The organism is Marinobacter halodurans (assembly GCF_004327985.1).
Taxonomy (GTDB): Bacteria; Pseudomonadota; Gammaproteobacteria; order Pseudomonadales; family Oleiphilaceae; genus Marinobacter_A; species Marinobacter_A halodurans.
The window spans coordinates 50793-69292 of the sequence record NZ_SJDL01000006.1; the positions used below are offsets into that span (position 1 = coordinate 50793).

Here is an 18500-nt window from a genome sequence, read left to right on the forward strand (position 1 = left end):
GATGTCCGTTACGTCAGAGTGGCTTTGTCCTGACGCAACGCTCAAATAAGAAGTTTGCCGCAAAGGGACTCAAAAGGTGCCTGCGCGGTCTTGATCGAGTACTGAAGCGGGAGCGTTGAACCATGAAGATCAAGGATCTGGTGAAGTATTGGGATAAGCATGCACGTGGTCGCCTGAGCCGGGACTCGTTTGAAGCTGCGCTGTCCGAGCAGCATCAGGCGCGCCTGGAAAAGCTGGCCGAGCTTTACCCGATGAAGTCGCCACAGGACCTGATCCGTGACCTGGTCTCTGCTGCACTGGACGAGCTGGAAACCAGCTTTCCCTACGTCCAGGGCACCAAGGTGGTTGCCTTTGATGAAGATGGCTTCGAAATCTACGAGGACGAGGGCCTCACGCCGAGATTCGTCAGCCTGAGTCAGAAGCACATGCAGGATCTGAAGGCGCGGCAGCTCGAATCCGCCGCCTGACGCTGACGGTCTGATCGACCCGTTAAAGCCAGCACTTCGACTGGCCCCCTCTCCCTTCGGGGTCGCCGCCCGGCGGCCCTGAGAAGCACACGACTCCCCTGAATAAGTCCCCTTGGCGAAGTTTTGAACACTCTTTGACCTGCGATGCAGTTGATCGTGGGACGGGACGTCAGGAAGGGTGCCCGGTGCGCCGCTGTGCGCCCCGGGCGGAAAGATACCGGTTTTTATTTCTTCACGGATTCCAGCTTGCCTTTCAGCGGCGTCTGGCGGGTCAGGTCGTCCAGCGCCGCGCCGATCATATCGTTGAGAATGTCGGTCTCGGTGCGATCCGGGTAAAGCTCGGCCAGGGCGGCAATCCGCGCCGCATCCTCCAGCGGCAGGCGCAGGGTGTAGCTCTGTGGCCGTTCGCTTTCTTCTTTCTTGCCTTCCCAGTGTGCGGGCAGGTCGGTCACTTTCATGGGTCGTCCTCACGTGTTCGACGGCGGGTAGTCTGCTTCCAATAAACAGGTTTGGGGCAGTGATTGCAATCCTGCAGCTTCCCGTATTTTAGCAGCCTGTGATGATGTACCGGTAACAGGCTGTTATATTGAAATGCGATTTGCATCTCAAAGGGCCGCCGGTATCGGCGCGGCCCGGTAATCTGCAAGAGGGACGATAGCGCACTATGACCGAACTGCATCCAGATCTGAGGGAAAATGTCCGCATGCTGGGCGAGCTGCTGGGCGACAGTATCCGCAAGTTTCCCGGGCAGGACTGCTTTGACCTGATCGAGGAAATCCGTGCAGCCGCCAAGGCCGACCGTCGCCAGGAGAGTGGTTCCGGTCAGCGCCTGGAAAAACTGCTCAGCGAACTCAGCGATGATCAGATGTTGCCGGTTACCCGTGCCTTCAGCCAGTTCCTCAACCTGGCCAACATCGCCGAGCAGTATCACGGCATCCGGCGCAAGCAGGGCCACCACGCCGACATGATGGTGGAATCCCTGGGCGAGGTGTTCCAGCGACTGCTGGAAAAGGGTGTTGATCCGGACGAACTGCACCGCCGGGTCACGGAACTGAGCATCGAGTTCGTGCTGACGGCGCACCCGACCGAGGTGACCCGGCGCACGCTGATCCTCAAGTACGACGAGATTTCCAATTGCCTGGGGCAACTGGATCATGACGATCTGCTGCTGGCGGAGAGAAACGAAATCACCACCCGCCTGCGCCAACTGATTTCCGAGGCCTGGAATACCGACGAAATCCGCTACCAGCGCCCGACAGCCGTGGACGAGGCCAAGTGGGGCTTTGCAGTCATCGAGAACAGCCTGTGGGAAGCACTGCCGCGATTCCTGCGCAGTCTGGACCGGTCCCTGCGCGAGGCCACTGGTAAGGGCCTGCCCATCGACGCGGCGCCGATCCGCATCGCCTCATGGATGGGGGGCGACCGGGACGGCAACCCCAACGTGACCCACGAAGTGACCCGCGAGGTGTTCTGGCTGGGCCGCTGGATGGCGGCGGATCTCTACCTGCGGGACATCCAGACCCTGCGGGCCGAGCTGTCCATGTGGGAAGCGACCGACGAACTGCGTGCAGAGGCCGGTGAAACCCGCGAACCCTACCGGGCCGTATTGGGGCAATTGCGCAGGCGCCTGCTGAAAACCCGGGATTGGGCCGAAGCCTGCGTCAATGGCGAGCCGGTGGACGACAGGGACATCCTGTTCGGGAATGAGGAACTGATACGACCACTGCAGCTGTGCTATGACTCGCTGGTGGCATCCGGGCTGGACGAGATCGCCGACGGACTGCTGCTGGATACGCTGCGTCGCGTCCATACCTTCGGCCTGCCCCTGGTGAAGCTGGACATCCGTCAGGAAGCGGGGCGCCACGCCGAAGCCGTGGCCGAAATCGTCGGCGAACTGGGGCTGGGCGACTACGCCAACTGGAGCGAGGAGCAACGCCAGACTTTCCTGGTGCAGGAATTGCGGAGCCGCCGGCCGTTGGTGCCGCGCCACTGGACCCCCTCCGACAACGTCCGGGAAGTGCTCGATACCTGCGCCGTGGTGGCCCAGCAGACGCCGGAATCCCTGGGCTCCTACGTTATCTCCATGGCCAGCCAGCCGTCGGACGTGCTCAGCGTCATCCTGCTGTTGCGGGAGTCCGGCATGCAGCACCCGATGCGCGTCGTGCCCCTGTTCGAGACCCTGGATGACCTGCGGGGCGCGCCAGCCACCATGACGGCCCTGTTCAGTGTCGACTGGTATCGCCAGTACTGCGCCGACCGCCAGGAAGTGATGATCGGCTACTCCGATTCCGCCAAGGATGCCGGCCAACTGATGGCCGCCTGGGCCCAATACCAGGCCCAGGAAGCCCTGACGGACGTGGCGGCCGAATACGGTGTGCACCTGACACTGTTCCATGGCCGCGGCGGGACTGTGGGGCGGGGTGGTGGCCCGGCCAACCGCGCGATCCTGTCGCAGCCGCCGGGCTCGGTGAACGGGAGCTTCCGGATCACCGAGCAGGGTGAAATGATCCGCTTCAAGTTCGGTTTGCCCAAGCTGGCGGAGCAGAGCCTGACCCTCTATGGCACGGCGGTCATCGAAGCCACCCTGGCACCACCGCCCGCGCCGGAGCAGGCGTGGCGCGACATGATGGACTGGCTGACGGAGCGGTCGCTCAAGGCTTACCGGGACGTCGTGCGGGAGAATCCGGACTTCGTACCCTATTTCCGTCAGTCGACGCCGGAGCAGGCGCTCGGCAAGCTGGCCCTGGGCAGTCGTCCGGCGCGGCGCAAGCCCACCGGCGGCGTGGAAAGCCTGCGGGCCATTCCCTGGATCTTCGCCTGGACCCAGATGCGCATGTTGCTGCCCAGTTGGCTGGGCAGCGATGTGGCCCTGAAAGAGGCCGCCGAAGCCGGGCATGAGCCGTTGCTGCGCGACATGATGGCCCGCTGGCCCTTCTTCAAGACCTATGTGGACATGTTGGAGATGGTGCTGGCGAAGGCCGACCTGCGCATTGCCAGCTACTACGAGGAAACACTGGTCGAGCCTGCCTACAAGCCGCTGGGCAAGGAATTGCGGGAGCGGCTTGCCGGCTGTATCCGTCAGGTGAAGGCGCTCAAGCAGCAGGACGAACTGTTACTCGATGAACCGGTATTTGCGCACTCCATGCGGGTGCGCAACCCGTACACCGATCCGTTGCACTACCTGCAGGCGGAACTGCTGCGCCGCGACCGCGAGGGCGAAGGGCAGGGCAAGGTTCCCGAGCAGGTCGAGCGTGCGCTCAAGGTCACCATGGCGGGGATCTCCGCGGGCATGCGCAATACCGGCTGATCCGCAGGAAAGGGGCGCCGGACCGTATCCCAAACCCATGGGTTTGGGTTAGGCTTGAAGTATGTAGGTTTGCATGACAGGGGTAGTGGTGTGCCGGCATCAGCCAAGCTGGAGATGTTCCTCAATCGCAAGGGAATTGATTACGAGACGATCAATCACGACGAAATGCCGAATTTCGATGTGGCTGTCTCAAGTGTCGGCGTACCGCAACAGGAGGTGGTGCGGGCGACCCTGCTGATTGATCTCAACGGGGTCGTCATGGCGGTTCACAGTTACCAGACCGCAATCGATGTGGAAGCGGTTTCCCGGGTGACCGGCCGCCGCCTGCAACTGCTGACGGCCCGCCAGGCAGACCGGCTCTTTGCCGACTGCGAACCCGGTTTCCATCCACCGGTGGGTGCGCCCTACGATGTCCCCGTCGTGGTCGACACTCCCGTCCTGGAGATGGCCCACGCCTACCTGACCTCCGGCTCCAACAACAGCCTCCTGCGCCTGGACGGCCGGGGGTTGAGGCTGGTCCTGGCGGGTGCCCGCAAGGCCAGCATCAGCATTGTTGATACGGCACACGACCTGGAAAAGGGGCACGGGGCCGACATCACGCTGGACGACGTGGCCCGCCGCCTGCAAAAGCTCTATCGTCTGCCGCCGATGCCGGCCCTGGCGCTGAAGATCCTGCGCCTCACGACCAACCCGGAGGCGACGGCCCGGGAACTGGCGGACCTCATCGAGTATGATCCCAGTCTGTCCGCCCAGATCATGCGTTACGCGCGCTCGGCCCTGTTCAACTACCCCGGGCAGATCAATTCCGTGCAGGAAGCCGTCACCCGGGTGCTCGGTTTCGACCGCGTCGCCCACGTGGCCATGGGGATTGCGTCGGTGCGCGCCTTCGATGTGCCGCGCGACGGTATGCTGGGTACCGATGCGTTCTGGCGCCACTCGCTGTATTGTGCCCACCTCTGCCAGCAGATGGCCGCGCTCAAGGGTATCGACAAGGGGCTGGCCTACCTGTGTGGCCTGTTGCACAACTTCGGGCTGCTGCTGGTCGGCCACCTGTTCCCGATGGAATTCGAACAGCTCAATCGTCTGCGCGAGGCCAATCCGGACCAGAGCATGCGGGCCCTGGAAATGCAGGTGTTCGGTGGTGACCAGGAGTTCCTCACGGTGGGCCACGGCGCGATCGGCGGCATCCTGCATCGCCTCTGGCAACTGCCCGATGCCGTGGTCAAGACCGCCGGTATGCACCAGCATCCCGAGTACGAAGGGGAGCATGCCGACTACGTGCATATTGTCCAGCTCGCCAACGGCCTCCTCAAGAGCAAGGATATCGGTGATGAATTCAATCCTGACGATACGGCTGCACTGGCCGGCTCGCTGGGATTCACCGAGGCCGATGTGGCGATGTTCGTCGCCGCGACCGACGATGTGGCCCAGGAGCTGGACGAGCTGGCCCGCTCGCTGGCGGCCTGAAATCGCCCGGGCGATGTTCCTACCTTGGTACCCTTTCTATAGCGGGCACGAGTTCGTATAATGCCCGATCCTTTGACTGCACGGGCGGTCAGGCAGGTTGTGCGGTGGCCCGGGTGGCGCGCGCCGCTCCCGTTCCGTGCACGATGGTTCCCATGGTGGCGTCAGATGCCCCGGGGCTCCGGCCGACTCCGTCAATCTCCGCGTTATCCGGAGAGGATTGGCGTCGGCAATCTCAGATTCTGGACCGGTTCGCCATGAGCGGCCGGCGATAAAAAACAAGACAGCCCATCGGCCCCGACGAACGGGGGGCGGATGCGGCGTGCGAAACCCGATCGGTTGCAGGTTTGACCTCCCGATTCCGCACGACGATTTCATCGATAAACGGGAGCAATTCCACTATGAGAATCATTCTTTTGGGCGCGCCAGGCGCAGGCAAGGGCACCCAGGCCCAATTCATTACCGAGAAGTTTGGTATTCCCCAGATTTCCACCGGTGACATGCTGCGCGCAGCGGTTAAGGCGGAGTCGCCGCTGGGCCTGGAAGTGAAGGAAATCATGGCCAGCGGTGGCCTGGTGCCGGACGAGACCATCATTGCGCTCATCAAGGACCGTATCCAGGAAGCCGATTGCAGGAATGGTTTCCTGCTGGATGGCTTCCCCCGCACCATTCCCCAGGCTGAAGCCCTGAAGCAGGAGGGCGTCGCCATCGATTACGTGGTGGAAATCGCCGTTGACGACGAGGAAATCGTCACCCGCCTGTCCGGTCGTCGTGTGCACGAGGCCAGCGGTCGCATCTACCACGTCAAGTACGACCCGCCCAAGGTGGAAGGCAAGGACGACGAGACCGGCGAGCCGCTGATCCAGCGCAACGACGATTCTGAGGAAACCGTGCGCAATCGCCTGCGGATCTACCATGAGCAGACCGCACCGCTGGTCGACTACTACCGGGACTGGGCCAGGCAGGACGCCGATGCGGCTCCGACCTACGTCCGGGTGGACGGTGTCGGTAGCATGCAGGAAATCCGCGACCAGATCCTCAACAAGCTGCAGTAATACCGTCGATCTGGATCGACTTCCTGTAAAACCGGCGTTCGCATGAAACTACTGGCACTGGATACCACCGCCGAGGGCTGTTCAGCAGCCCTCTGGACAGACGGCACGCTGTTCGAGCGTGCCATCCGGTCGCCACGCGGTCACACCCAGCACCTGCTGCCCATGATCCGGGAGTTGGTGGATGAAAGCGGTGTGCCCCTGGCTGCGCTGGATGCCCTGGCTTTCGGCCGCGGTCCGGGATCCTTTACCGGACTGAGGATCGCGACCGGCGTGGTGCAGGGGCTCGCGTTTGGGCTCGACCTGCCGGTCGTCCCCGTTTCCTCGCTTGCTGCGGTGGCCTCCCGGGCCCTGCGTACCGGCCTTGCCGGTGAAGGTGACGGCATCGCCGTCGCGTTCGATGCGCGCATGAGCGAGGTCTACTGGAACTGTTATCGCATCCATGAAGGTCGGGTACAATCCACCGCGCAGGAGCGGGTCTGCCCGCCGGATCAGGTTGTCCTGTCCGGAGACGCCAGTCGCTGGCTGGGCGCCGGATCGGGCTGGCATCTCGCGGATCGGATGCCCGAACCTGTCAGAGCCGCAATGTTGGCGACCCATCCGGACTGGTATCCTCTGGCCTCGGACATCGCCACCCTGGCGGTGGCCGACTGGCCCGACGGTCCGACCGTGTCTGCAGAGCAGGCGGCTCCGGTTTATGTTCGGGACGAAATAACCTGGAAGAAACTGCCGGGACGATAGCCACGACGGGCCACCCCGGATGCTGCTGGCCGGTATCCGAAGGTTTTCGCGCGTCTGGGGCCCGGTGCTGTCCATCTCTAGCAGGAAGCCGTTTTCATGGAACTCTGGCATACGTTTGCCCTGGCCATCATTCAAGGCCTGACCGAATTTCTCCCCATCAGCAGCTCTGCCCATCTGATCCTTCCCTCGCAAGTCCTTGGCTGGAGTGACCAGGGACTGGGCTTCGATGTGGCCGTCCATGTTGGAACACTCCTTGCCGTGGTCTGGTATTTCCGCCAGGACGTGATGCGCCTGACCGGAGCCTGGATCAGCGACACGGCCCACCGGCGTTTGACGGAAGACAGCCGTCTGGCCTGGGCGATTATTGTCGCGACCATACCCGCCGGCGTTGCGGGTCTCGCCTTCGAACACGTGATCGAGACCCAGCTGAGATCGGCGCTGGTGATTGCCATCGCCACCATTGGCTTCGGCCTGGTGCTCTGGTGGGCCGACGTTGCCGGCAAGCGGGAGAAAGGGTTGCCCAAACTGAGCTGGCGGGATGCCGTGCTGATCGGCCTGGCCCAGGCGCTGGCGTTGATTCCGGGCACGTCGCGCTCCGGCATCACCATGACGGCGGCCTTATTCCTGGGGTACCAGCGTGAAGCTGCGGCGCGCTTCTCGTTTCTTCTCTCGATCCCGCTGATCATTGCCGCGGGTCTGCTCAAGTCCATCGAGCTGGCCCAGACCGGCACCGAGTCGCAATGGGCGGACGTCATGATCGGCGCCGGCGTGTCGTTTGTCAGCGCGCTGCTGTGCATCCACCTGTTCCTGCGCTTCCTCGAGAAACTGGGCTTCCTGCCGTACGTCATTTACCGACTGTTACTGGGCGTGGTGTTGCTTTTGGTGGTATTGTGATCAAATCTGAACCGGTCACATTCTCAGGTAACACCAGTCCATGATTGGCGGTATCCCTTCCAACGTCTACACGCCTTTGCCGTCCGATCGCGCTGTCCAGCGGGAAACGGAGGTTCAGGCGCGTGACCACAGCCGGAACAGTGTCGTATCGGAGCAGTCGCCCCGACGCGACACGGTGGATGCGGAACAGCTGGAGCGGCGGGTCCAGGCCCGGCAGGCGTCCGAGGACGTCAAGCTGGAGCAGTTCCGTGCCGGCGATATTCCCGCGCGCAATGCCCGTGCGCTCGACGTCTTCAACGGTGTCGCCAGCCAGCGTGATGACGGCGATGTCGAGTTGGCGGGTATCGATATCCACGTGTAAGCACTTCGATGACCTCTTCCTCCCTGGCGGTCGCCTGCAGCGGCTATACATTCCTGGAGCGTGCCCAACAGCTGGCGCAGCACCTTGCATTACCCTGTCTGGGACAGGTCGATCCGCGTCGGGTGACCGACGTACCGGTCGTGCTCTGGCTGGACGATGCCGGGTTGGCGCTGCAGATGACCGGGCGTAAAGTGCCCGGCCCGGTACGGGCGGAGTTCGTCTCCGGCAAGGCCGGCTACCGCCGTGAACACGGGGGTGGCGCGGGGCAACTGGTGGCAAAGGCGGTGGGCCTCAAGCGGGCCAGCGAACCGCTGCACGTCGTGGATGCGACGGCCGGTCTCGGACAGGACGCCTACGTGCTGGCTGGGCTCGGGTGTGACCTGACCCTGCTGGAGCGCTCGCCCATCATCCATGCATTACTGGCTGACGGGCTGGCGCGGGCGGCTGAAGATGTACATGCCGCGGCCCTCGTGGCACGCATGCACCTCGAGTCGGGCAACAGCATCGACTGGCTGCGCGGCCGGCCAGGGCCCCTGGCGGACGTGATCTACCTGGACCCCATGTTTCCACATCGCGACAAGACGGCCCTCGTGAAAAAGGAAATGGCGCTGTTCCGGCCGATCGTGGGCGACGATGACGATGCGCCGGCCTTACTGGCTGCCGCGCTGGAAAAGGCGCGTTACCGGGTGGTGGTCAAACGTCCGCGCAAGGCGCCGACGATCGAGGGGCCGGCGCCGTCCACGCAACTGGAAGGCAAGAGCAGCCGCTACGACATCTATGCCCTGAAGGCACTGCCGTAACGGCCTTGGCAGGAGTCACGCCCCCAGCATCGTCACCTGCTGGATGGCCTGGCGTTTCTCCAGGTTCAGCACCAGCCGGGCGTCTTCCGCCACCTCGTCCAGCCCTTCCGTGTAGCAGAGCAGATCGTTTTCGTCGGTGGTGAGGATGTCGTTGGCCTGCAGGTTGTTGATGAAATTGCGGAACAGCATCTTGTCGAAGAATTCCGGTGCGTTCACCCCGAACAGGATCGACATCCGCTGGGCCATTTGCGTGCTCTGTTCCTCCAGCTCCCTGGCTGAAATCCGTCCGGAGCCGTATTTGCGCAGGATGGCGATGGAGATGTGATAACGCTCCAGCGTCTGGATGATGAAGCGGGACAGGGCCCGCAGCCGCAACGCCGCCTCGGTACCGTCGGCCGGTCGGCAGACGCGTTCGCCATCCAGGGTCAGTAACTGGCGCTCGACCAGGACGTCGATCCAGTGCTCGATCACCGGGTCGACCGCCTCATCCGGGTACTGCAGGAACAGTTCGGACTTGATGTAGGGGTAGACGGAACTGGCCAGGAACACCACCCGCTCGCGTTTTAGGGTCGAAAAGTTTTCGAACAGGCAGGCAATCAGGGCCGGCAGCGCAAACAGGTGCTGAATATTGTTGCGGTAGTAAGTCATCAGGATGGCGTTGTTGCCTTCCAGGGCGATGATGTCGCCCAGGTCCTGGTTATAGCGGGTGATCAGTCCCATTTTCTCGCCATAAGCCACCCAGTCCCTGCCGGTTCCTTCCGGATAGGTGACGTACGGCGAGTAGGGCGCTGACCGGATCAGGTCGCAGAACTCGTCCATCAGGCGGATCAGCAGACGTTCGTCCATGGCCAGTCGCTGGGCCGACAGGAGCACGGTCGCCAGCATGCCGATGGGGTTGACGGCCACGGCGGCATTGATGTGCTCGGCCACGCGATCGGACAATGTCTCCACGGCCTGGTTCAGCCAGCGCGGACGGTAATCGGCGTCGTAGGCTTCGTCCCGCCATGCAGGATGCACGTCATCCAGAACCTGGCTGAGGCGGATCGGGTCGCCGAAGTTGACCGAGACACGGCCAAAGGAATTGGTCAGCTTGCGGGCGGTCTTGGCCAGGGAAAAGATACTTTCCTTCTGCTTCTTCCTGCCGCGCAGTTCCCCCAGGTAGCTGCGGCCTTCCATCACCTTCTCGTAGCCGATGTAGACCGGCACGAAGACGATCGGCTTGCGATGATCCCGCAGGTAGCTGCGCACCGTCATCGACAGCATGCCCGGGCGGGGCTGCAGGGTGCGCCCTGTCCGGCTGCGACCGCCCTCGACGAAATACTCCACCGAATAGCCGCGGGAGAACATGACGTGCATGTACTCGTTGAAAACCGTCGCGTAGAGCGGGTTGTCCTTGAAACTGCGGCGCATGAAGAAGGCCCCGCCCCGACGCAGGATCGGCCCCACGATCGGCATGTTCAGGTTGATTCCGGCCGCGATATGCGGGGGCATCAGGCCGTTGCGATAGAGCACGTAGGACAGCAGCAGGTAATCGATGTGCGAGCGGTGGCAGGGCACGTAGACCACCGCGTAGTCCTTGGCCACGTCCTGGGCGACTTCGATGTTGTTCACCGCCACGCCGTTGTAGATGCGGTTCCACAGCCAGGACAGCACCACCTCCAGGAAACGGATGGCGGCGATGGACATGCTGGCGGCGATCTCGTCGGCGTACTTCAGCGCCTTGGCGCGGACTTTCTCCGGCGGCAGGTCCTTGTCCCGGGCGGTTTCACGGATGGCTTCTTTCACGGCCGGTGTCTTGACCAGCTCGGCCACCAGGGTGCGACGGTGGGACAGGTCCGGTCCCAGTACCGCCTGGCGGACACGCCGGAAATGAGTGCGCAGGATCCGTGCCAGCTTGCGGGTGGCCCGTTCCTCGTTATCGCGGAACTCGTTGACCACCTGCTGGATGGAAATCGGGCGGTTGAACTGGACGTAGGTGTTGCGGCCGTGGACCAGGATGATCAGGAATTTCTGCAGGCGGCCAGCAACGGACCAGGTGTCCGACAGCAGCAGTTTGAACAGAGATTTTTCCTTGTCGGGCGAGCGCCCCCAGAACAGGGTGACCGGCACGATCTGGATGTCCAGTGAGGGATCGTGCAGCGCCATGGCGGTGATCTGCTTGATGCGCGGCGTCAACGCCGGCGAGTGCCGGCGCCGGAACAGTCCGCCAGCACGCTGGTACAGAAAGAAGAACGAGCGACGCGGGCCTTTTTCGGCAGGGAATGGGGCCTGGGAAGAGGGCAGTTCGGCCCGCAGGATCTCCTGCTCCAGGACCAGCCGGCTCGACAGGGAGCTGTACTGCAGCACATAGCAGACGTTCCTGTCCGGATCCAGACCGAGCTGCTCACGGCTGGCACCCATGACATTGGTGCGTACCCATAAAAACAGGATCTTTCGTAAAAGCGTAAAGAACAGGTCGCTAAGACCCGGGAAAAGTCGCATGCAGACTCCAGTACAGCCAGTAGGTGGGCTAAGTTTACTTGGTCACTCCGATAGCGCAAAGGGCCGCCCCGGAACACCCGCAAAATGTCCCGGCATGACCGACTCTGTGGTACCTTTGCGGGATTGTTTTTTCTTGCAGCGAGAGAGAGTGGCGTATGGCAGTCTGGACTCCCGGCTGGTCGGAAAAGCCGCCCGAAGCGGGCGATGGGTTGGTCCTGGCCCGGGGGCAAACCGTGATCCGTGCGGCGGATGGCTGGATTCATGACGCGACCTCTCCGGAAGCACCGCTGGCGGGTGAAGAGCCGGTGTTTCTCGGACACCTGGATGGGCGGCGTATCTTTGTGGCGCTGGCCGGGAAGACCGGCGAAGACCGCACCTGTGGCTTGCGCGAGGCGCTGTTCAGCGTCGACGAGGCCCAGGCGTCGCTGCTCAGTACCGCCAGCCAGGTTTTGCAGTGGCAGCGGGATCACCGTTTTTGTGGCCGCTGTGGCAACCCGACCCGGATGCACGACCGGGAACGGGCGAAGTGGTGCGATCACTGCCATATTCCGTTCTACCCCCGCCTGGCCCCCTGTGTGATCGTGCTGATCCGTGACGGCGATCGACTGTTCCTGGCGCGCTCAAGTCGCCATACCCATGGCTTCTACAGCCTGATCGCCGGCTTTATCGAGCCCGGTGAAAGTGCCGAGGAGGCGGTGCAGCGGGAGGTCATGGAGGAGACCGGGCTCAAGGTGACCAACATTCGCTACCAGGCCTCCCAGCCCTGGCCGTTTCCCCATCAGTTGATGCTGGGCTACTTCGCCGATTACGACGGCGGCGACCTGCAACTGCAGGCGGATGAACTGGCCACAGCCGACTGGTTTGCGCCGGATCAGCTGCCTCCGGTTCCTCCCGGCTATACCATCGCCGGTCGCCTGATTGAGCGGGCCCTGGCGGAGGGGCGCAGCCGGTCGTGAGTGCGCCCCATGTCCTGGTTTTCGATTCCGGCGTGGGCGGGTTAAGCATCGCGGCCTGCCTTCGTACCCGTCTCCCCGGCGTGCGGTTGTCCTACCTGGCCGACACGGCGGGCTTTCCCTATGGTGACCAGCCCGAGGCGACCGTGATTCATCGGTGCGTCAATCTAGTCGAGCGGCTGATGGCCGATGTCCCTGTTGACCTAGTGGTTGTGGCGTGCAATACGGCCAGTACGGTCGTGTTGCCGGCCCTGCGCGAGCGCCTGGGTATCCCGGTGGTGGGGGTCGTACCGGCGATAAAACCCGCTGCCGCGCTGTCGATGAACGGGCGGCTGGGTGTCCTGGCGACGCCGGCAACGGTGCGGCGCCCCTATACCGACGACCTGATCCTCCGGTTCGCCGCGCACTGCGATGTCACGCGGGTGGGTCATCCCGGCCTGGTGCGCTGGGCGGAAGACAAGGTGGCCGGACAGCCGGTGCCCCTGGAAGCGCTGCGTGAGGCCGTCAGGCCACTCGGCGATGCCGGTGTGGACACGGTGGTCCTGGGCTGCACGCACTACCCGCTGATTCGCGATGAGCTGGCGATCGTGCTGCCGGAGGTGCGTCACTGGGTGGATTCGGGCGAGGCCATCGCCCGGCGGGTGGCGTTCCTGCTGCAAGAAGCCGGCCTCGATGCGGCCGGCTCTCTCAAAGGGTGCGAGATGGGTATGACGGCTCGATTTTCCGGGGCCGCGCCCGCGGCGCTTGAGGTTTTCCTGCCCCGGTTGGGCCTGGAACCCGGCCCGGTCCGGGACCAGTGGCCGGGTTCTACAGCGGCCCCATGACGGGTGGCGGTTTACACCACCCGGGTTAGCTTGAGCATGGCCAGGAATTCCAGCGTGGGCAGGACCCGTTGATGGCAGCAGTAGGTCTTGAACGATTCCCCGCGGAAACGTGACTTGGTGAATTCCAGCCCCTTGAAGTTATAGAGGAAGTTGCCCCTGGCGTAGAGACCGTGGAGGATCTTCTTCAGCAGCTTCGCTTCCTGGGGTTCGGCCGTTTTGTCCAGCGACAGCGGAATCAGGCCCAGGTCCAGGTAGGGCACGCCTTCACTCTGGAACACCTCCATGGCATGGGCCATCAGGGTATAGAACAGACCCTGGCGGAAGGCGGCGTTCGCCCGGGAAATGTTCGGTACGTAGCTGATGATCCGGTTGTTCCGGTAGATGGGATCGAAATAGATGAAGCCCACCGCTTTACCGTTCTCGTAGGCGTAGAAATGGCGTTCGTTTTCCCGGTAATCCATTTCCATCGGCCGGATCAGGAAGCGGATCTCATTGCTCTTCACCTTGCGGGTGCGAATCCAGGCCTCGGAGATCTCCCGCGTGTGATCGTCGCTGAAACGCTCCATAACCGTCACGCCGTTGCGCTCGGCCTGGTTTACCGCCGTGCGGATGGTCTGCTTCTTCTTGCCCTTGAGTGACCATTTCTGCAGGTCGATGCGGGATTCGCTACCGAACTGGGTGCCATACAGGCCATAGCGCCGATGCAGGATATCCACCACCGGCTTGGACACCTGGATGTAGCTGGCGTTGGGGTGGCGCGCATGGAACTGCTCGATGATCAGCTCGAAATGCTCCGGCGCCGCAACGGGATCCGACAGCACAAAGGTCATACCCCACTTGCGCATGTAGGCAATGTAGCCGACACCCGGCAGGTCAAAATAGTCCATGTGGGGCTGGAGGGTTGAAAACGACTGGGAGTGGGCTCCGTGCTGCTTGAGGTAGTCCACCCGCTGGGAGAAGGTCAGGCGCCCTTCTTCCTGCTGACCGGCCAACCGGTCCAGGGTAAGGATCTGGTCAGTCATGTTGTGTGTCTCCCGAAAAACCACTGTTCCCGCCGGCCCGGTTGTTCTGTTATTGGGGGCGGCGTGTCCGTGTTGTTGTTATCTGGCCTGCTTCTGGCCCAGGATCGACCAGTAGCAGTTCATGTTCAGCAGCTTGAAGTGCTTTTTGTCGGTGATCTTCAGACCCAGCCGCTGCATGTGTTCCGGGTAGTTGTAGATCTTGTGGAACGCGTTGTTGGCGAGCAGCCAGAAGGTAAAGACGGCGCCATACCAGTAGAGCTTCTTGAACAGGCGGGCCAGGAGGTTGCCCGTCGGGTAGCTGAAGTCGCCCACCACGACGTTGCCTTCAGCCCGGGCCAGACTGATCAGGTGCTCGAGCACCTTGACCATCATGTCCTCGTCGAACACGTTGAGGAAAAAGTTGGCGATGACCATGTCGTACTGGCCGGTTTCGTCGATCTGCATGATGTCGCTGTGGAGGGTGCGAATGGTCAGATCGGGCGCCTCTTTCTGCTTGGCTTCGTTGAACTTGCGCAGCATCGTTTCCGAAAGGTCGACCACGGTCACCTCGGCGCCCAGTTCCGCTGCCCGGATCGCATCCCGGCCATGGCCCACACCGGCGAACAGTACGCGGGTGCCCGGTTGGATGGTTTCCACATCCAGCATGGCGGTCTTGCAACGATGGATGCTCTTGCCGCTATAGAGGTTGCTGAGGAAGTCGTAGACCGGGCCGATGTATCTGTATTTGTCTCGCATTGTCGTCACTGCCTGTCCAAGTCTGAAAAAAACCGGAGTCCCGGCCGATCGGGCGGCTCTTGTTGTTCGGACGTCGGGGCCCGCGGTCGGGCTGTTTTGTTGTTGCTGCAAAGAGAGTAGGAGACTCCCCGGACAAGTTTTGTGCAGCAGCCCTCATTTCACGATACAAAAATTAACACGAAGCTGCGCTTTGCTAACCGAATCAAGATTTTTTATTGGAATGTCCGACAATCATTTTTGAGTTGGATCAAATTTCCTGTCCACGACGGAACGGTTTACCAGCGGCGGTAGCGCCCCACCGGATTTGATGCAAGACTGGTAAAAACAAGGTCGGTCCGGTTGCACAGGATGGCCACACCGTCGCCGACCCGCTGTCTACACAGTCTGTACGGGTCAGGGTGATAGTTATGTCCGATTGCCGGGTGCGCTGGCGGGGATCACTGGTTGGTTGTTTGGTCGCAGTCATTCTGGCTGCGGGGCCTGTGTGCGCTCAGACCGTTGTCAACTACCTGGTGGTGGAGGACAAGGCGCGTCCGTTCCAGATCGTCAAGAACGGCGAAAGCCGTGGCGGGGTCGTGTCGGATATTGTCGATAGGATATTCGCGGGCTCCGATTACACCGTCAATCACCTGGTTTACCCGGTCAACCGCCTGCGTCATGTGGTGTCAGACAACGAGGTGCAGCACTGGATCGCCTATGACGCGCTGCCCTGGCGGACGTTCGGCAATCAGGGGCTGTACGTGGAGGAGCCCATCCTCCAGACCCATCACGTCCTGCTGACGTGCCGCCAGGACATGGACGGCGACATCCGCAATGTCGCCGACCTGCAGGGTCTGAGTATCGTGACGCTGCGTAACTTCGATTACCAGACGCTGGACGTGGCGGCCTCCCATGGGCGCCTCCGCCAGATTCCAATCGATCGTTACGAGGCCGGCATCAAGCTGGTGAGTCTGGGCCGGGCTGACGGTTTCGTGGAGATGGAGTCCCGGTTGCGCTATCACATCAAGTCGATGCCGGAGGCCGGAGCCGCCTGTCTGCGTTGGCTGGATTTCAGCGCGATCATTCCCGATTTTCCGATCTATCTGGCGATCGACATCGATTGGCCTTCCGACTTCCGGGAATTCGTCCTCAAGCGGATTGTCGAGCTGCGCCAGTCGGGCGAGCTGGCGAGGATCAAGGCCCGTTACCTGTCTTCAGACGACGGCCTGGATCGGGGCTCGGGTGCCGAGTAATTCGTTGATTTCACTGGCCGGTCGCGCCGGCCCATAGAAGAATCCCTGGACCTGCTGGCAACCCAGGTTGCGCAGATAGGCCAACTGGATATCCGTTTCCACCCCTTCGGCCACGATGTCCAGCCGCAGGCCATGGGCCATGGCCACGATGGCGTTGACGATGCAGGCGCCGTCCTCCCCACTGCGGATGCCCCGTACGAACGACTGGTCCACCTTGAGGGTGTGGATGGGCAGTCGGTGCAGGTAATTCAGCGACGAGTAGCCGGTGCCGAAATCGTCGATGGCGATGCGGATGCCATGCTCGGCCAACTCCTGGAGCTTGCGGCTGATCTGCTCCAGATCGTTCATGATCACGTTCTCGGTGATCTCGATTTCCAGGTTCTCCGGTGGGAAGTTGATTGCCCTGAGCTGGGCAATCAGGTTCTGCACGAAGCGGGGATGGTCCACCTGGAGCGGCGAGAGGTTCACGGCCAGTCGCAGGGTGCGATGGCCGCCGTCGATCCATTGCTTCATCTGCTGGCAGGCGGTGTCCAGGACGCATTCGCTGAGCTCGGTGATCAGCTTGGTTTCCTCGGCCAGGGGCAGGAAATCCCTGGGGTAGAGCAGGCCGCGCTCGGGGTGCTGCCAGCGAACCAGTGCTTCCAGACCGACCACCTGGCCGGTGTCGGAGGCGACCTGGGGCTGGTAATGGACACAGAGTTCCTTGTTCACCAGGGCCTGGCGCAAGTCCCGCTCGAGGCTCAGCCGATTGGCCGTGCCGATGCTCATGGTTTCGCTGTAGAAGCGATAACCGTCCTTGCCACCGGCCTTGACGTGGTACATGGCAATGTCGGCGCACTGGATCAACTGATCCATGGTCTGGCCGGCATCCGGGAAGATGGCGATCCCCACGCTGACGCCGACAAACACCTCATGCTCGCCCAACTGGAAGGGTTCCTTCAGCACGCTGATCAGTTTGCGGGCGATCTTGCGGGCGTCGTTGTGGGTGGAGATGGCGGGCAGCAGCAAGGTGAATTCGTCGCCGCCGAACCGGGACAGCGTATCGCCCTTGCGCAGGCAGCTTTCCAGGCGCTGGGTCACCGCCTGCAGGAGTCGGTCGCCCATGGCGTGGCCCAGGGTGTCGTTGACCACCTTGAAGCGGTCCAGATCCAGGAACATGACCGCCAGTTTCTGCCGGTTGCGCTGGGCCTGGGTGATGGCCAGCATCAGGCGATCCTTGAACAGGGCCCGGTTGGGGAGCCGCGTCAGCAGGTCATGGTAGGCCTGGAAATTGATGAAGGCCTCGGCCTCCTTGCGCTCGGTAATGTCGCGGGCCGAGCCGTAAATACACGGATCGCTGGTGTTGGAGCGATGGATCTCATGGGGAAGGAACTGGCCACTGTCGTCACCGATAGGGAACGCCGTGATCTCGAAATAGCGATTGGCCTTGCGGCTGCCGCGGGTTTTCAGGCGAATCTCGAAGGTGCGCGGGTTTTCCGCGCTGATGGCCGGATCCTGGAGGGCGTAGGTGCCTCGGGCAACGTCCTGCTCATCGATGAGGTGGCGGAAGTGCCGTCCGATCAATTCGCTGGGTTTGTAGCCCAGCAGGGCCTCGATCTTCCGGTTGACGAAGCAGACCCGTCCCTCCCGGTCGAGCATGAAAACGATGTCGGGCGAGGTGTTGACGATGTAGCGGTGCAGTTCCTCGGACTTCTCCAGTCGCATCTGCACGTTGCGGTGGGCCCAGGCCAGGGCCTGCTTCTGCAGCACATTGCCGACCGTCGCCAGCAGCTCCTCCGGATCGAACGGCTTCTTGATGTAGTCTTCGGCGCCGCGGCGCAGGGCCCGGCTGACGGCGGTAAAGGAGGACTCGCCGCTGACCACGATCACCGGGGTTTCGATTTTCCGGTCCTGGATGAACTGCATGACCTGATGGCCGTCCACCTCCGGCATTCGCAGGTCCAGCATCACCAACTGGAAGGCTTCCCGGGTAAGCAGCTCGCAGGCGGCGCGGCCGCCCAGCGCAGGCACGGCAATGAAGCCCTGTTCTTCGAGCAGGTCGACCAGGCTGCGCAGGAGTCTGGGCTCGTCATCCACAACGAGAATGCGCGCCTCGACAGTACTGGTTTCTAGCAGTGCGTCCGAAATCATGGCCTAAGCTCATCCTGTTGGGGCAACCGGAAGCCGT

16 protein-coding genes are annotated in these 18500 nt (G+C 62.5%); 11 read left to right on the forward strand and 5 right to left on the reverse strand.

The annotated features are described in order from the left end of the window. The first annotated feature begins 122 nt into the window (after positions 1-122). The gene (locus EZI54_RS05305; protein WP_131479799.1) at positions 123-467 is read left to right on the forward strand and encodes a pilin assembly protein; all 345 of its coding nucleotides are present in this window, start codon (positions 123-125) and stop codon (positions 465-467) included. Positions 468-691: 224 nt separating this feature from the next. Here EZI54_RS05305 and EZI54_RS05310 read toward each other — a convergent pair whose 3' ends face one another. Continuing rightward, positions 692-925, reverse strand: a complete 234-nt coding sequence (locus tag EZI54_RS05310) for a hypothetical protein (protein WP_131479801.1) — start codon at positions 923-925, stop codon at positions 692-694. Positions 926-1131: 206 nt separating this feature from the next. Between EZI54_RS05310 and ppc the strand changes: the two genes are divergently transcribed. The 7 genes from ppc (at position 1132) to EZI54_RS05345 (ending at position 9086) form a co-directional block, all read left to right on the forward strand. Next, complete coding sequence (gene ppc, locus EZI54_RS05315) at positions 1132-3774, forward strand: phosphoenolpyruvate carboxylase (RefSeq protein ID WP_131479803.1); 2643 nt, start codon at positions 1132-1134, stop codon at positions 3772-3774. Between the two features lie 90 nt (positions 3775-3864). Beyond that, complete coding sequence (locus EZI54_RS05320; RefSeq protein ID WP_131479805.1) at positions 3865-5241, forward strand: aminoacyl-tRNA deacylase and HDOD domain-containing protein; 1377 nt, start codon at positions 3865-3867, stop codon at positions 5239-5241. Between the two features lie 398 nt (positions 5242-5639). Continuing rightward, positions 5640-6293 (forward strand): adenylate kinase, encoded by a 654-nt coding sequence (adk, locus tag EZI54_RS05325; RefSeq protein WP_131479807.1) that lies wholly within the window; start codon positions 5640-5642, stop codon positions 6291-6293. A gap of 42 nt (positions 6294-6335) precedes the next feature. Continuing rightward, positions 6336-7031, forward strand: a complete 696-nt coding sequence (gene tsaB, locus EZI54_RS05330) for a tRNA (adenosine(37)-N6)-threonylcarbamoyltransferase complex dimerization subunit type 1 TsaB (RefSeq protein WP_131479809.1) — start codon at positions 6336-6338, stop codon at positions 7029-7031. Positions 7032-7127: 96 nt separating this feature from the next. Continuing rightward, entirely contained in the window at positions 7128-7925 is a 798-nt protein-coding gene (locus EZI54_RS05335) for an undecaprenyl-diphosphate phosphatase (RefSeq protein ID WP_131479810.1), read from the forward strand. 40 nt (positions 7926-7965) lie between these two features. Continuing rightward, the gene (locus tag EZI54_RS05340; protein ID WP_131479812.1) at positions 7966-8286 is read left to right on the forward strand and encodes a UDP pyrophosphate phosphatase; all 321 of its coding nucleotides are present in this window, start codon (positions 7966-7968) and stop codon (positions 8284-8286) included. 8 nt (positions 8287-8294) lie between these two features. After that, positions 8295-9086, forward strand: a complete 792-nt coding sequence (locus EZI54_RS05345) for a class I SAM-dependent methyltransferase (protein ID WP_131479814.1) — start codon at positions 8295-8297, stop codon at positions 9084-9086. A 15-nt stretch (positions 9087-9101) separates the two neighbouring features. Here the strand turns inward: EZI54_RS05345 and plsB are convergent, their stop codons facing one another. Continuing rightward, positions 9102-11567 carry a glycerol-3-phosphate 1-O-acyltransferase PlsB gene (gene plsB / locus EZI54_RS05350; protein ID WP_131479816.1) on the reverse strand — a complete coding sequence of 822 codons (2466 nt, stop codon included), beginning with the start codon at positions 11565-11567 and terminating at the stop codon, positions 9102-9104. A gap of 155 nt (positions 11568-11722) precedes the next feature. On the opposite strand from plsB, the gene nudC reads away from it, so the two are divergent. Together nudC and murI are read left to right on the forward strand one after the other, a co-directional pair. Next, positions 11723-12523 carry an NAD(+) diphosphatase gene (gene nudC, locus EZI54_RS05355; protein ID WP_131479818.1) on the forward strand — a complete coding sequence of 267 codons (801 nt, stop codon included), beginning with the start codon at positions 11723-11725 and terminating at the stop codon, positions 12521-12523. Continuing rightward, a complete protein-coding gene (murI, locus tag EZI54_RS05360; protein WP_131479820.1) occupies positions 12520-13344 on the forward strand; it encodes a glutamate racemase in 825 nt (274 codons plus the stop codon). The genes nudC and murI overlap by 4 nt, the downstream gene beginning before the upstream one ends. An 11-nt stretch (positions 13345-13355) precedes the next feature. Here murI and EZI54_RS05365 read toward each other — a convergent pair whose 3' ends face one another. Further along, a complete protein-coding gene (locus EZI54_RS05365; RefSeq protein WP_131479822.1) occupies positions 13356-14366 on the reverse strand; it encodes a DUF2156 domain-containing protein in 1011 nt (336 codons plus the stop codon). Between the two features lie 78 nt (positions 14367-14444). Further along, positions 14445-15101 (reverse strand): class I SAM-dependent methyltransferase, encoded by a 657-nt coding sequence (locus EZI54_RS05370; protein WP_131479824.1) that lies wholly within the window; start codon positions 15099-15101, stop codon positions 14445-14447. A gap of 482 nt (positions 15102-15583) precedes the next feature. Between EZI54_RS05370 and EZI54_RS05375 the strand changes: the two genes are divergently transcribed. After that, a complete protein-coding gene (locus EZI54_RS05375; RefSeq protein ID WP_165495683.1) occupies positions 15584-16333 on the forward strand; it encodes a substrate-binding periplasmic protein in 750 nt (249 codons plus the stop codon). On the opposite strand, the gene EZI54_RS05380 is transcribed toward EZI54_RS05375, so the two are convergent. Next, complete coding sequence (locus EZI54_RS05380; RefSeq protein ID WP_131479828.1) at positions 16295-18463, reverse strand: putative bifunctional diguanylate cyclase/phosphodiesterase; 2169 nt, start codon at positions 18461-18463, stop codon at positions 16295-16297. The two genes, EZI54_RS05375 and EZI54_RS05380, sit on opposite strands and share 39 nt — an antisense overlap. Positions 18464-18500 lie beyond the last annotated feature (37 nt).

Excerpts from the sequence above, each read along its gene's own strand:
- EZI54_RS05305 (WP_131479799.1), top strand. The coding sequence starts at position 123 with ATGAAGATCAAGGATCTGGTGAAGTATTGGGATAAGCATGCACGTGGT.
- EZI54_RS05310 (WP_131479801.1), bottom strand. The coding sequence starts at position 925 with ATGAAAGTGACCGACCTGCCCGCACACTGGGAAGGCAAGAAAGAAGAA.
- ppc (WP_131479803.1), top strand. The coding sequence starts at position 1,132 with ATGACCGAACTGCATCCAGATCTGAGGGAAAATGTCCGCATGCTGGGC.
- adk (WP_131479807.1), top strand. The coding sequence starts at position 5,640 with ATGAGAATCATTCTTTTGGGCGCGCCAGGCGCAGGCAAGGGCACCCAG.
- tsaB (WP_131479809.1), top strand. The coding sequence starts at position 6,336 with ATGAAACTACTGGCACTGGATACCACCGCCGAGGGCTGTTCAGCAGCC.
- EZI54_RS05335 (WP_131479810.1), top strand. The coding sequence starts at position 7,128 with ATGGAACTCTGGCATACGTTTGCCCTGGCCATCATTCAAGGCCTGACC.
- EZI54_RS05340 (WP_131479812.1), top strand. The coding sequence starts at position 7,966 with ATGATTGGCGGTATCCCTTCCAACGTCTACACGCCTTTGCCGTCCGAT.
- EZI54_RS05345 (WP_131479814.1), top strand. The coding sequence starts at position 8,295 with ATGACCTCTTCCTCCCTGGCGGTCGCCTGCAGCGGCTATACATTCCTG.
- plsB (WP_131479816.1), bottom strand. The coding sequence starts at position 11,567 with ATGCGACTTTTCCCGGGTCTTAGCGACCTGTTCTTTACGCTTTTACGA.
- nudC (WP_131479818.1), top strand. The coding sequence starts at position 11,723 with ATGGCAGTCTGGACTCCCGGCTGGTCGGAAAAGCCGCCCGAAGCGGGC.
- EZI54_RS05365 (WP_131479822.1), bottom strand. The coding sequence starts at position 14,366 with ATGACTGACCAGATCCTTACCCTGGACCGGTTGGCCGGTCAGCAGGAA.
- EZI54_RS05370 (WP_131479824.1), bottom strand. The coding sequence starts at position 15,101 with ATGCGAGACAAATACAGATACATCGGCCCGGTCTACGACTTCCTCAGC.
- EZI54_RS05380 (WP_131479828.1), bottom strand. The coding sequence starts at position 18,463 with ATGATTTCGGACGCACTGCTAGAAACCAGTACTGTCGAGGCGCGCATT.